General features: G+C 73.8%; 14 protein-coding genes. 4 read left to right on the top strand and 10 right to left on the bottom strand.

Annotated features, from left to right (window positions below; translation table 11 throughout):
* Positions 1-81 precede the first annotated feature (81 nt).
* The 8 genes from FRZ03_RS32150 to glnII all read right to left on the bottom strand — a co-directional run bounded on the left by FRZ03_RS32150 (position 82) and on the right by glnII (position 7,768).
* A complete protein-coding gene (locus tag FRZ03_RS32150; protein WP_146468594.1) occupies positions 82-1,998 on the bottom strand; it encodes a hypothetical protein in 1,917 nt (638 codons plus the stop codon).
* Positions 1,999-2,047: 49 nt separating this feature from the next.
* Entirely contained in the window at positions 2,048-2,572 is a 525-nt protein-coding gene (locus FRZ03_RS32145) for a tetratricopeptide repeat protein (protein ID WP_146468652.1), read from the bottom strand.
* Positions 2,573-2,605: 33 nt separating this feature from the next.
* The gene (locus FRZ03_RS32140; RefSeq protein ID WP_146468593.1) at positions 2,606-3,265 is read right to left on the bottom strand and encodes a LuxR C-terminal-related transcriptional regulator; all 660 of its coding nucleotides are present in this window, start codon (positions 3,263-3,265) and stop codon (positions 2,606-2,608) included.
* On the bottom strand, positions 3,250-4,509 hold the full coding sequence (locus FRZ03_RS32135; protein WP_146468592.1) for a sensor histidine kinase: 1,260 nt from the start codon (positions 4,507-4,509) through the stop codon (positions 3,250-3,252). Before FRZ03_RS32135 ends, FRZ03_RS32140 begins: the two co-directional genes overlap by 16 nt.
* Positions 4,510-4,540: 31 nt before the next feature.
* On the bottom strand, positions 4,541-5,581 hold the full coding sequence (locus FRZ03_RS32130; protein ID WP_186785734.1) for an NAD-dependent epimerase/dehydratase family protein: 1,041 nt from the start codon (positions 5,579-5,581) through the stop codon (positions 4,541-4,543).
* A 63-nt stretch (positions 5,582-5,644) separates the two neighbouring features.
* A complete protein-coding gene (locus FRZ03_RS32125) occupies positions 5,645-6,220 on the bottom strand; it encodes a winged helix-turn-helix domain-containing protein (RefSeq protein WP_146468591.1) in 576 nt (191 codons plus the stop codon).
* 118 nt (positions 6,221-6,338) lie between these two features.
* On the bottom strand, positions 6,339-6,461 hold the full coding sequence (locus tag FRZ03_RS40700) for a hypothetical protein (RefSeq protein WP_261399429.1): 123 nt from the start codon (positions 6,459-6,461) through the stop codon (positions 6,339-6,341).
* 275 nt (positions 6,462-6,736) lie between these two features.
* Entirely contained in the window at positions 6,737-7,768 is a 1,032-nt protein-coding gene (gene glnII, locus FRZ03_RS32120; protein ID WP_146468590.1) for a glutamine synthetase, read from the bottom strand.
* Between the two features lie 193 nt (positions 7,769-7,961).
* Here glnII and FRZ03_RS32115 point away from each other — a divergent pair, with 193 nt between their 5' ends.
* The gene (locus tag FRZ03_RS32115; protein WP_186785733.1) at positions 7,962-8,186 is read left to right on the top strand and encodes a hypothetical protein; all 225 of its coding nucleotides are present in this window, start codon (positions 7,962-7,964) and stop codon (positions 8,184-8,186) included.
* 80 nt (positions 8,187-8,266) lie between these two features.
* On the opposite strand, the gene FRZ03_RS32110 is transcribed toward FRZ03_RS32115, so the two are convergent.
* The gene (locus tag FRZ03_RS32110; RefSeq protein ID WP_146468589.1) at positions 8,267-8,641 is read right to left on the bottom strand and encodes an arsenate reductase family protein; all 375 of its coding nucleotides are present in this window, start codon (positions 8,639-8,641) and stop codon (positions 8,267-8,269) included.
* A 164-nt stretch (positions 8,642-8,805) separates the two neighbouring features.
* Between FRZ03_RS32110 and FRZ03_RS32105 the strand changes: the two genes are divergently transcribed.
* Complete coding sequence (locus FRZ03_RS32105) at positions 8,806-9,120, top strand: hypothetical protein (RefSeq protein WP_146468588.1); 315 nt, start codon at positions 8,806-8,808, stop codon at positions 9,118-9,120.
* Here the strand turns inward: FRZ03_RS32105 and FRZ03_RS32100 are convergent.
* Positions 9,108-9,869 carry an alpha/beta hydrolase gene (locus FRZ03_RS32100; protein WP_186785732.1) on the bottom strand — a complete coding sequence of 254 codons (762 nt, stop codon included), beginning with the start codon at positions 9,867-9,869 and terminating at the stop codon, positions 9,108-9,110. The two genes, FRZ03_RS32105 and FRZ03_RS32100, sit on opposite strands and share 13 nt — an antisense overlap.
* A gap of 321 nt (positions 9,870-10,190) precedes the next feature.
* On the opposite strand from FRZ03_RS32100, the gene FRZ03_RS32095 reads away from it, so the two are divergent.
* Both FRZ03_RS32095 and FRZ03_RS32090 read left to right on the top strand, forming a co-directional pair.
* Positions 10,191-11,633: a type III PLP-dependent enzyme gene (locus FRZ03_RS32095; protein ID WP_146468586.1), complete on the top strand. Its 1,443-nt coding sequence runs from the start codon at positions 10,191-10,193 to the stop codon at positions 11,631-11,633.
* On the top strand, positions 11,630-12,016 hold the full coding sequence (locus tag FRZ03_RS32090) for a holo-ACP synthase (RefSeq protein ID WP_261399428.1): 387 nt from the start codon (positions 11,630-11,632) through the stop codon (positions 12,014-12,016). Before FRZ03_RS32095 ends, FRZ03_RS32090 begins: the two co-directional genes overlap by 4 nt.
* Positions 12,017-12,058 lie beyond the last annotated feature (42 nt).

The raw sequence follows: 12,058 nt of genomic DNA, 5'->3' as shown, positions 1-12,058 counted from the left end.
AAACCCCTCCGGCGCCTCTTGTTGACGCGAATGTCAACTAGGTTCTCTCGTTTGGACCAGGCCGGATCAGGGAGCGGCCGGTCAGCGCAGCCCCTCGATCGCCCGGCCGCCGGCCAGCGAGCCCTTCAGCTCGGCCCGCGCCCCCTGCGGGGCCCTGGCGACCAGCAGCGAGCCCGGCGCGGACGCGGTGATCCCGCCGCTCGCGTGGATCGCCACCGTGTCCGGGCCGCCCGCGGCCAGCAGGTACCAGTGGCCGCCCCGGGACTTCCACAGCACCCCGGCCAGCACCTGCGGATCACGCGGACCGCACGCGGTGACGTCCGTGCCCTTGGCCGTGACCGCCCCGTACCGCGCGCCGGGAGTGCGGAACTGGGCCAGCGCGACGGTGCCGCCGCCGCGCCAGGTCTCGGCCCGGGTGCACACCCACTGGCCCGCCCCGCTGCCGTCGGGCAGCGGCTGCTCCGCGAAGTCCCAGGCGTTGACGCCGCGCACGCCCGAGGAACGCTCGGTCGCCAGCGAGCAGGCGAACGGCGCCCACGCCTGGAGCCCCTCCGGCGCGGCTGCCTCGCCCGCCGCACCGGGACGGCCCGCGGTCAGATGCGCCGGGACCAGCTCGCCGAGGTCGGTGGAGAGCTGGGTGCCCACGCCGTCGGACAGCTGGAGCACGGTCCAGGAGGTGCAGTTGCCGGTGCTCAGGGCGGGGCTGGTCAGCGGGGCGGTGACCCCGTCGGTGACCTTCAGGGCGCTCGGCGCGGAGGCCGGTTTCATCAGGTCCCGGGTGGCCGCCTTCTTCACCCAGGGGGCCAGCAGGTACTGCACATTGCCGTCCGAGCGGCCCAGCACCAGGGCGCTCGCCTCCGCGCCGGTCGCGCCGTCCACCCGGGCGAAGTCCAGGGCCGCGCCCGCGGTGCCGTCCACCGGTTCCGCGTAGCGGGCGATGCGCAGCCCGTCGTAGAAGACCACCACCCGCGCGGCGTCCACCCGGCCCGCGTACAGCAGCTGGGGCGGGCCCGCCGGGCCGCCGGTCTGGGTGCCGGGAGTGGCCGAGACCCGGACGTTCGCGCCGGGCCGCGCCCAGACGGCCAGCGCGCGGCGCAGCAGGTCCCGGTCGCCGGTGAGCGCGCCGCGCGCGGGCCAGGCCGAGAAGTCGGTACGGGAGGCGGAGCGCCAGGCGGTGGGGGAGACGCGGGCCAGCCGGGCCGGGTCGAGGGCGGCCTCGGCGGCCGGGTTGCCCGCGTAGACGGGCGCGGCGGCGCCGTCCGGACCCCAGCCGCCGCCCGGCAGCGCGAGCAGTGCCCCGCACACCGCGAGGGCGGCCGCGGCGCCCAGGGCCGCCCTGGTGTGCTGGCGGCGGCGCATCAGATCGGTGGGCCGGGCCTGGAGGGCGCACGGGTCGAACTCGGGGGAGGTGAGCAGGCCCGGCTGCGCGGGCACGCTGTTCGCCGAGGCGAGCGCGCCGCCCGGGTCGGCCACCCCGGCGGCCTTGAGGATCTTGCGGACGGCGGCGTCGGGCAGCCGCTCGAGACCGCGCAGCACATAGGCCGCGCGGGCCGGTCCGGACAGCTTCGACAGCCGTTGCTCCAGGGCGAGTTCGTCGGCGCCGCCGGTGCGCGGGGTCAGGCGCAGGCCCCACACCCGGGGGAGCGGCCGGGGCCGGCCCGAGCGCGGCCGGGCCGCCGCCAGGGCCGCGCGCAGGACCCGCTCGCGGAGGTAGGCGTACCGGGGGTCGTCGTCCGGAGCCTCGCCGGCCGCGGGGGCCCGGCGCGGTGCCTGGGCCGGGACCAGGGACGCCTGCCTGCGGCCCCGGGGCAGGGCGCGCTGGGCGAGGGCGTGTGCGGTGAGCACCCGGCGCTCGCGGCCGAGGCCCGGCGGCAGCACCAGGTAGGCGAGCCGGACCAGCCGTGGGTAGTGCTCCACGAGCGAGGCCTCGGCCCGCTCCAGGTCGGCCGGGCGGCCGGAGGCGGGGGCGTGACGCTGGGCTACATCCTGTGACTGCACGTCCGGGAAAACGAGCGAGCCCTTGGTAGGTCACCGTCAAGCGGCGTGCTCACGCCCCCGGACCGGCCAGGGCACGGGCGTAGTTGGCCATCGACCGCCGGTAGCGCGGCAGATGGGGGGCCAGCGCGCCGAGCACCAGCGACAGCCCCTCGCGGTCGCGGCCGAGGCTGGACAGGCACAGCGCCAGACAGGCCCGTACGGCGTCGTCCAACTCGTCGCTGGGCGCGCCCAGTTCGGGCGTGAGCAGCTCGACGCCCTCCGCCGCCCTGCCGGTGTTGCGCAGGGAGCCGGCCAGCTGGATACGGGCGCGCCGCCCCCGGTAGCCGTCGAGACCGCGCGCCAGGGCCTCCTGGTACAGCGGCACCGCGCGGTCCGAGAGCCCGGTCGAGTCGAAGGCGCAGGCCCGCTCGAAGGGGCCGCGCGCGCTGTCGCCGGGCAGTTCGGCCACGAGGGCGTCGATCAGCGCGCGGAACTCCGCCGCCCGCTCCTCGGGGTACTCGCCCCGGTCGAAGGCGGCCCAAGCGGCGGTCACGCGGTCTTCCCAGTCCTGGTTCACGGCGTCACCCTCGCACACGCGTGCCCTCACGGGCAGCGCTTTTCCGCGGACTCAGCGGTGCCCGCCGTCGAGGTGGGCCAGTACCGCGAGGACGCGCCGGTTGTCGTCGTCCGACAGCTCGAGGCCCAGCTTGCCGAAGATGTTGGAGGTGTGCTTGGCCACCGCCCGCTCGGTGACCACCAGTTGGGCGGCGATGCCCGCGTTCGACCGGCCCTGGGCCATCAGCTCCAGCACCTCCCGCTCGCGCGGGGTGAGCCGGTCCAGCGGCCGGCCGCCGGCCGAGCCGCCGCGGGCCAGCAACTGCTGGATGACCTGGGGGTCCATCGCCGTGCCCCCTGCCGCCACCCGACGTACGGCGTCCACGAACTGGTCCGCGTCGAAGACCCGGTCCTTGAGCAGGTAGCCGATCGCCCCGTCCCCGTCGGCGAGCAGCTCGCGCGCGTACAGCTGCTCCACGTGCTGGGAGAGGACCAGCACCGGCAGTCCCGGCCGCGCCCGCCGGGCGGCCAGCGCGCACTGCAGGCCCTCGTCGGTGTGGGTGGGCGGCAGCCGTACGTCGACCACCGCCACGTCCGGCTGCAACTCGGCGAGCGCGCGGGAGAGTTCGGGGCCGGACTCGACGGCCGCCGCGATCTCGAAGCCGTACGCCTGAAGCAGCCGGACCAGTCCGTCGCGCAGCAGGAAGAGGTCTTCGGCTAGGACAACGCGCACGGGATCTCCATGGTCACCATCGTGGGGCCGCCCGCGGGACTGCTGACGGCCAGGACGCCGTCGAATGTACCGAGCCGCCGCTCCACCCCGGCGAGCCCGGAGCCCGCGCCGACCGCCGCGCCGCCCCCGCCGTTGTCGGTGACCGTGATCCGCAGCCGGCCCTCGCCGTGGTGCAGGTCCACCCAGATCCGGTCCGCGCCCGCGTGCTTGACCGCGTTGGTGAGCACCTCGCTGACCGCGAAGTAGGCCGCCGACTCCACCGGCGCGTCGGCGCGCCCCGCCAGCTCCACGGTGACCTCGGCGGGCAGCGGCAGCCGCAGCGCCAACGCCCGCACCGCGTCCCCCAGTCCGCGCTCGGCGAGGACCGGCGGATGGATGCCGCGCACCAGGTCGCGCAGCTCCGCCAGGGCGTCCGCGGAGTTGCGGCGGGCCTGCGCGAGCAGCGCCCGGGCCTGTGCCGGGTCCTTGTCGAGCAGCATCTCGACGGTGCCGAGGTCCATGCCCATGGCGACCAGCCGGGCCTGCGCGCCGTCGTGCAGATCCCGTTCGATGCGCCGCAGTTCGGCGGCGGAGGTGTCCACCGCGTCCCGCCGGGTCTCCGTCAGCACCCGCACCCGCTCCACGAGTTCACCGTCCCTGTCGCCCAGCACGGCCCGGGTGAGCCGGAAGTGCGCGGCCAGCAGGCGCGGGGTCAGGCGCCAGGAGACGGCGAGCAGGACGACGGCGAGCATGCCTGCGCCGAGGGCACTGGCCTCCCCGGTGACCGGGACGAACGCGTACCAGTAGGTGCCGCCGTGCGCGTACGCCCGCCACAGCCCGGCCGGCAGCAGCAGCCCCTCGACGGGGTAGAGCAGCAGCACGGCCGGGAGCAGCGCGGTGACGAACCCGGCCGTGATGTCCACCGGCAGCCAGCGCACGTCCCGCCAGGTCTGGGGGTCGCCCAGCATCGTGAAGGTGCGGGTCCACGGGTTGGTGCCGCGCGGCACCGTCCGGTAGACCGCCTGGATCCGCACCCCGCACCACTCGGCCGCGAGCCTCCTGCGCACGTCCGCCAGCGCCCGGACGCCGGTGAGCACGGCGGGGGTCGTCACCAGCCCGATGCCGAGCGGTATCAGCGCGAGGGACAACAGGGTCAGCACCAGGAAGGCCACGCCGAAGGGCAGCACGAGGAGGGACAGCACCAGCCCCCGGACGGCGGCCAGCAGTACCCGCCGGGCGTGATCGCGCTTGTTCTCGCTGTTCATGCGGCCAGTCTCGCCGAACCCCCGCCGGGGGTCACTGGCCCGAGGCCCCCTCTCGGGGGGTGGTGCCAGGTACACCCTCGCGCAGGCCCGCCAGCACCTTCGCCGCCACCTCCGGGGCGAGCCGCGGGGTGACGCGGTCGGGCCGCCGGGGCGCCGTCCCGCCGATCGCGGTCAGCCACCGCCAGGTGTCCTCGACGGTCTCCGTCACCGGCCGGCACACCAGTCCGGTGGCCAGCGCCCGGCCGACACCGGCCCGGTGGACGGCGTCGTACATCTCGCCGCCCGGCGGCACCCACACCGGCAGCTCGGTCCACGGCTCGATCCCGGCGTCCAGGATGCGCTCCGGCTCGGCCCAGCACAGCTCGGCGTCCGCGCCGGTCGCCGCGACGCACGCGTCGAGCAGCGCGCCCATGGTGGTGTGCCCGGGCGGGCTCACCATGTCGTACGGGCCGCTCAACTCCTGCTCCAGGGCGCCCAGCAGCCAGTCGGCGAGGTCGCGGGCGTCGATGTACTGGATCGGCAGGTCGCGCGGGCCCGGCGCCAGGACGGGACCGCCGCGGGCCACCTGGTCCAGCCACCAGGGCAGCCGGCCGACGTTCTCGTACGGGCCGAGGATCAGTCCGGCCCGCACCAGCAGCGAGCGGTCGGCGCCGAAGGTCTCCAGGACGGCCAGCTCGCCGCCCCGCTTGTCCCGGGCGTACTCCGTCGCCCCGGCGTCCGCCGCGCCCTCGACCACCGGGGCGTCCTCGCCGGCCCCGGCCGGCCAGGGCCAGGCGTACACCGAACGGCTGGAGACGTACGCGTACCGCCCGGCGCGGCCCCGCAGCAGCCGCGCCGCCTCCAGGACCGCGCGCGGCGCCGCCGACCAGGTGTCCACCACGGCGTCCCAGTCGCCCTCGGCGAGCGCGGCGAGGCCGCCGTCGGCGGTGCGGTCGCCGATCAACACCCGGGTGCCGGGCGGCGCTTGGTGACGGCCCCGGTGGAAGGCGGTCACCTCCCAGCCGCGCCCGAGCGCCGCCTCCACCACGGCGCGCCCCACGAACTCCGTTCCGCCCAGCACCAGAAGTCTCATGCCGGGCAGCCTGCCCGGTCCGGGCGCGGCCCGCACCGTGGTCCGCCGAGGGCGGAAACGGGGTCAGCCTCCGGTCGGGGGAATGTACTTGTAGCCGACCCGGCGCACCGTCTGGATCGTCCGGCGGTGCTCGGCGCCCAGCTTGCGGCGCAGCCGGGCGATGTGCACGTCCACGGTGCGGCCGTCGCCGACGTGGCCGTACCCCCACACCGTGGTGACCAGCTGGTCGCGGGTGTGCACCCGGTGCGGGTGCGCCACCAGGTGCGCGAGCAGCTCGAACTCCAGGTAGGTCAGGTCGAGTTCGCGTCCGTCGACGGCGGCGGTGCGGCGCACCGGATCGATCCGGACGAGCGGCTCGGGGGCCCGGCCGGGGCCCTGCTCGGCGGTGTCCGCCGGGTCGGGCACCGCGACCGGCGCGAACGGCGGCCGCTGGTCCGCCGGGACCAGCACCAGGTAGCCGACCATCGGCGGCCGGCCGGGCAGGACGGGCAGGGTGTGCTGCGGGGCCGGCAGCCAGGTGGCGCCCGGCGGCAGGAAGTCCGCTACGTCCACCACCTCGTCCCGGTCGACGGCGCGCAGCCGGTGCCGGGCGGGAGCGGCGGGCGAGGAGGCGGGGGTGACGGAACGGGTGGTCGCCATGAGAGGTCAGCTCTTTCGCGCGAGAGGTTCGTCGGGAAGGGCGACGGCCGCGATTCGTGGTCGGGGCGCGCCGGAGACGTACGTCGTTCCGCGCTGGCCGGAGGCCGGGGGTACGGCTTCAGAGGGCCCGCGCGGTCGTCGCGCGACAACACACCCGGTCGAAGTCGTGGTGCTGGCGGGAGGGCCAGAAGGGCTCGAGGTCGTGACGACCCGTCGCGGTGATCTTCTGGAAGCTGGCCATGCGCCCATTGAAGCAGAGGCGCGCGCCGGGCACGAGGGTTCTCTCACAAGGTGGACGTGGCAATGGCGCGAAGTCGGTGTGACGGAACCCGTCGGGGCCGTGACGACGGCCCTGATCAGCGGGTTGCGGGCCCGAAGACGGCCGGATCGCTGTCTCGGAATGTGGACATCGGGTGTGCGGAAGGGGCGCGCTCCGATGCGCGCGAGGGGCGCCCGCGGGCATGCGGAAGGGGCGCCCGCCGCGATGGCGGGCGCCCCTTCCCGAGCCGGGGTGGATCAGACCTGGCCGGCCTTCTCCAGCGCCGAGCAGCAGGTGTCCACCAGCAGGCGGGTCACCACGTAGGGGTCGACGTTGGCGTTCGGGCGGCGGTCCTCGATGTAGCCCTTGCCCTCCCGCTCGACCTGCCACGGGATGCGGACCGAGGCGCCGCGGTCGGAGACGCCGTAGGTGTACTTGTCCCAGGGGGCGGTCTCGTGCAGCCCGGTCAGGCGCTCGTCGATGCCGGCGCCGTAGTTCTTGACGTGGTCCAGCGGCTTGGAGCCCTCGCCCAGCGCCTCGCAGGCGGTGATGATTGCGTCGTAGCCCTCGCGCATGGCCTTGGTGGAGAAGTTGGTGTGCGCGCCCGCGCCGTTCCAGTCGCCCTTGACCGGCTTGGGGTCGAGGGTGGCGGAGACCTTGAAGTCCTCGGCGGTGCGGTAGAGCAGCCAGCGGGCCACCCACAGCTGGTCGGAGACCTCCAGCGGGGCGAGCGGGCCGACCTGGAACTCCCACTGGCCCGGCATGACCTCGGCGTTGATGCCGGAGATGCCGAGACCGGCCTTCAGGCAGTTGTCGAGGTGCGCCTCGACGACGTCCCGGCCGAAGATCTCGTCGGCGCCGACACCGCAGTAGTAGCCGCCCTGCGGGGCCGGGAAACCGCCCTCGGGGAAGCCCAGCGGGCGGGTGCCGTCGAAGAAGGTGTACTCCTGCTCGATGCCGAAGATCGGCTCCTGCGCGGCGAACCGCCCGGCGACCTCGGCCAGTTCGGCGCGGGTGTTGGAGACGTGCGGGGTCATGTCCGTGTTCAGGACCTCGCACAGCACCAGGATGTCGTCGCCGCCGCGGATCGGGTCCGGGCAGCTGAAGACCGGCTTGAGCACGCGGTCCGAGGCGTGGCCCTCGGCCTGGTTGGTGGAGGACCCGTCGAAGCCCCACAGCGGCAGTGCGTCGGTACCGGCCGGGGCGCCCGTGATGATCTTCGTCTTGGAACGGAGCTTGGCCGTCGGCGCGGTGCCGTCGATCCAGATGTACTCGGCCTTGAAGGTCACGGGGGGCACTTCCTTCGGGTGGTTCGGGCGCACTCGCGGCGCTGCGACGCGACGGCGCCGCCTCGATCTGCCCGGAAGCCTGCCGACAGGCCGTTTCCCGGCCATTGCCCGTATGTGAACCCCGTGTTACCTGGGCGTATTGTGGCGCGGATCACGAAGTGGTGGCACCGGCGGGACACCAAAGGGACGTACGGTGACCGGTTACGACAGCGAGGTCTTCCGGAGCGCGTACGAGGCGGTCCTGGCGAAGTGGCCCGCCGACCGCGAGGCGCAGAGCATACCCACACCCCACGGCACGGCCCGCGTCAACGCCTGCGGCCCGCGCGAGGCGCCCCCGCTGCTCCTGCTGCCGGGCGGCGGGGCCACCTCCGTCTCCTGGTACGCCCAGGCCGGGCCGCCGCCCGGGGTGTCCGGCTGATCGGGGCGGGCCGGTACGGCGGGCCCCGATCAGACCGTTGTGGCCGGGCGGCTCGCCGGCGGCCCGGGGTGTCCGGTCGATCAGGACGAACCCCGTTCGCGGGTGATGGCCTCCTGGACGGCCTCGTCGGTGCGGGCCACCAGGGTGGTGCCGTCGTCGGCGGTGATGATGGGCCGCTGGATCAGCTTCGGGTGCTCGGCGAGCGCCTTGACCCAGCGGTCCCGGGACCCCTCGTCCCGCGCCCACTCCTTGAGCCCGAGCTCCTTGGCGACCGCCTCCTGGGTCCGCGTGATGTCCCAGGGCTCCAGGCCCAGCCGCCCGAGCACCGCCCTGATCTCGTCCTCGCTCGGCACATCCTCCAGATAGCGGCGCACGGTGTACTCGACCCCCTCGGCGTCGAGCGTGCCGAGCGCGCTGCGGCACTTCGAACAGGCCGGATTGATCCAGATCTCCATGCCCCCACGGTACGCGAGAACCCGTCCGCCACCCGCGCCCCGGGGGCCCCGAAAGCCCTTGTGGCCAGGGGCTTTTGTCAGTGGCCCGCCGTAGAATGGAAGCAGTGTTCGAGGGTGCCGCCGGGCTCGCCGGCCGGTGCCCTGATCGCGTCAGGAGGATGCCCGTGCCCGCCGCCGCCCTGCAGCCGAAGCCGTCGCCGACCCAGTCCACCGCCAAGCGTCCCGTGCTGTTCGACTCGCCGTACGAGCCCATGACGAAGCGGCCCCTGCCGGCCGGTCGGCCCCGGGAGTGGTACGTCACGCACAACCGGCGCCTGAAGGCCATGCGCCTGGCCATCGCCCTGCTCGACTCCGGGACCTACCTGCCGGACCAGGCGGGCAACGACACCATCCGCGCCACCGCCGAGGAGATCGGCATGCGCCCGCCGTCCGACATCACGTGCCACATGGTGCGGGCGTTCATGCGCTACAACCGCTGATCCGCGACGGCGCCGGGCGGCTCGCCGGCCGGGCCGCCCGGCGCCGTCAGCAGCGCGCTCACCAGCCGCCGCCGGTCCCGCCCGTGCTCGCGGAACCACAGGCCCAGCTTGTGGTCCGCGTCCGGGAGTTCGAGCCGGGTGTGATCGGCGCGCGTGGACAGCGCGTCGTGCAGCGCCCGGGTCACGGCGGCCGGGATGACCGTGTCGGTGCCGGGCACGGCCAGCACCGCCCGGCCCGTGTACGCCCGGTACACCTCCAGCGCGGGGGAGTCCCGCCAGCTGTCCGGGGTGCGCAGGATCTCGGTGAACCGGCCCCGGCCGTCCCCGAAGGGCAGCTCCCAGGCGTCCGGCGCGTAGACGGCGGGTGCGCACAGGGCGAGCCCCGCCACCCGGCCGCCGTAGTGGCGCACCAGGTCGGCGACCGTCTGCCCGCTCATGCTGAAGCCCACCAGCAGCAGCGGATCGGCCGCCGGCGCGTGCGCGTCGATCACCGCCACCGCCTGCTCGAACCGGCGCCGCAGGCTCAACTCCGCGAGCGCGCCGCTGCTCTCGCCGTGGCCCGAGAAGTCGAACGCCAGCGCGTGACAGCCCGCGGCGGCGAACTCGGCCGCCAGCGGCAGCAGCCGCTCCTTGCTGCCGTTGCCCGCGCCGTGCAGCAGTACCGCCGTCGCCCGCCCGCCGGGCCCGCCGCACACCCCGCTGAGCCGCTCGCCGTCGTACTCCCCTGTGAAGCCCCTGAGTTCGCCCATGGGGGCCATTCACTCACGTGCGCTTGCCGCACTTCTGCGGCGGATCGGCCCGCGGAGCGGCCATCGGCCGCTCCCTGGGCCCTCACGCCGCACCCTGACCCGCGCCGTCCGGGCGGCCGAGGTCCTTGCGCCGCCCCATGCCCCGGACCTCACACCCGTATGCCGGTACGGCGGTGAGTCCGCCTGGGCTTCGATGACTTCCGGCCACGCTTCGGTCCGGCCTGTCGTGTACTTGCCACCGTATGCCCGTATGACCCTTTTTAAGTCTTTGGTCGGGAAGGTGGCCGCGCGCCATATGGTGTGGGTCACAACTTCCGGCCGATGGTGCATGACGCCGAGAAGCTCGGGGATACACGGCCGTCCTTCACCCGCCGCACGCCGTCCCGAGTTGGCCGATTCCCCGGTGCGCGATATGACGCCCCTCGGCTCCTCGCCTACGGTTTTTGGAACGGCAAGCCGATACAGCGGGAGGGGCACTTGCCCGAAAATCCGAAGGCGCGCATTCAGGGGCTTCCGGTCGAAGACATCGTGGACGAGTTCGGAACACCTCTGTTCATCTACGACGCGCACGTTCTCCGCGAGACGTTTCGAAGGATTTCGGCGGCGTTACCGGACGGCGTGGAGGTTCTCTATTCACTGAAAGCGAATCCGAACATCAGCGTGTGTGGCTTCCTCGGGGCCCAGGGTGCGGGCGCGGAGGTGTCGTCGCTGACGGAACTGATGACCGCCGTGCGGGCCGGGGTGGACCCGGCGGACATCATCTTCCTCGGGCCGGGAAAGAGCCGGGCCGACCTCGAGGCGTGTGTCTCGGCCGGCATCTCCGCCGTGGTCTGCGAGTCGCTCGCCGAACTCCGGCTCCTGGACGAGGTCGCGGCCGCACGGGGGGCCACCCCGTTCCCCGCGGTGTTGCGGGTCAACCCGAGCTTCCACAGCAAGGGGTCCGGGCTGTCGATGGGAGGAAAGCCGCGGCAGTTCGGTGTGGACGAGGAGGAAGTCCGTCGGGCGCGGCCCTTGCTCGACGCCTTGGAGCACGTCGAGGTGAAGGGTTTCCATGCCTATATGGGAACGCGTTTCCTCGATCACCGGGACGTCGTCGCTAACACGGAGAGCATTCTCCGGATGGCGGAAGACCTCGCCACGGAGTTGGGTGTGGACCTTTCCTTCGTGGATTTCGGAGGCGGTCTGGGTGTGGCCTACTTCGAGAACGAGTCGGACCTCGACACGGCGGAGCTCGGCAAGGGTATGCGGGGTCCGGTGGACGATTTCCGTGCCCGGCATCCGTCCTGCCGGATCATCATGGAGCTGGGCCGGTTCCTCGCGGCCGACGCCGGCCTCTATGTGACACGGGCCGTCTATGTGAAGGAGTCGATGGGGGAGTTGTTCGTCGTGGCGGACGGCGGCACCAATCACCATATGGCCGCAGTGGGCATCGGGAGTTTCGTGAAACGGAACTTCCCCGTCGTCCACCTGGGCAGCCCCTCGGCCGAGCCCACCGGCACCTACACCGTCACCGGTCCGCTGTGCACACCGAACGACACCCTCGTGAAGAAGGTCAGGCTTCCCGAGGTCCGGCCCGGTGACCTCCTCGGCATCGAGCGGTCCGGCGCCTACGGCCCCACCGCCTCGCCCGGGCTGTTCCTCGGTCACGGCTATCCCGCGGAGGTCTTCGTGCACGACGGACAGGTGACCCTGGTGCGTGAGCGGGACACGCCCGAGGAACTGCTGTCCCGGCAGCGGCTGGCGGTCTTCGAGGACGCCTCGTGACATCCGGTCGGCCCGTAGGAGTCGGTCTGGACGTCCTCGACCGCGACGAACTGAAGAGGCTCCTGACGCGCGGCTGGTTCCTGCGCTACTGCTACGCGCCGGAGGAGATCGAGCAGGCACGGGCTCTCCAGGGCGTCAGGCGGCTGGAGTACCTGGCCGGTCGCTTCGCCGCCAAGGAGGCCGTCCTCAAGGCGCTGGGCAGGGGGCTGTTGCAGGGAATCGCCCCGCGGAACATCCGCGTCGAGCGTGCCGCGGACGGGTCCCCGAGCGTCGAACTGCGCGGGGAGGCTGCCCGGGTCGCGGCGCGGCAGACCGTGCGCGTCTCGATCACGCACAAGGAGTCCGTGGTCGCCGCCGCGGCCCTGCTCGTGCGGCCCGAATGAAGGACGCGCCCGTCAGCCCGTCGGCACGCTCGTCGGCGCCCA

Source organism: Streptomyces misionensis, assembly GCF_007896895.1.
In the GTDB taxonomy this organism is placed as follows: Bacteria; Actinomycetota; Actinomycetes; order Streptomycetales; family Streptomycetaceae; genus Streptomyces; species Streptomyces misionensis_A.
The sequence above is the reverse complement of the archived record's forward strand: the minus strand, read 5'-3'. Positions and strand labels throughout refer to the sequence as shown.

Coding starts and splice junctions, on each gene's coding strand:
- FRZ03_RS32135 (WP_146468592.1), bottom strand. CDS start 4,509: ATGAACAGCGAGAACAAGCGCGATCACGCCCGGCGGGTACTGCTGGCC.
- FRZ03_RS32130 (WP_186785734.1), bottom strand. CDS start 5,581: ATGAGACTTCTGGTGCTGGGCGGAACGGAGTTCGTGGGGCGCGCCGTG.
- FRZ03_RS32125 (WP_146468591.1), bottom strand. CDS start 6,220: ATGGCGACCACCCGTTCCGTCACCCCCGCCTCCTCGCCCGCCGCTCCC.
- FRZ03_RS40700 (WP_261399429.1), bottom strand. CDS start 6,461: ATGGCCAGCTTCCAGAAGATCACCGCGACGGGTCGTCACGACCTCGAG.
- FRZ03_RS32110 (WP_146468589.1), bottom strand. CDS start 8,641: ATGGAGATCTGGATCAATCCGGCCTGTTCGAAGTGCCGCAGCGCGCTC.
- FRZ03_RS32100 (WP_186785732.1), bottom strand. CDS start 9,869: ATGGGCGAACTCAGGGGCTTCACAGGGGAGTACGACGGCGAGCGGCTC.
- FRZ03_RS32095 (WP_146468586.1), top strand. CDS start 10,191: ATGGTGCATGACGCCGAGAAGCTCGGGGATACACGGCCGTCCTTCACC.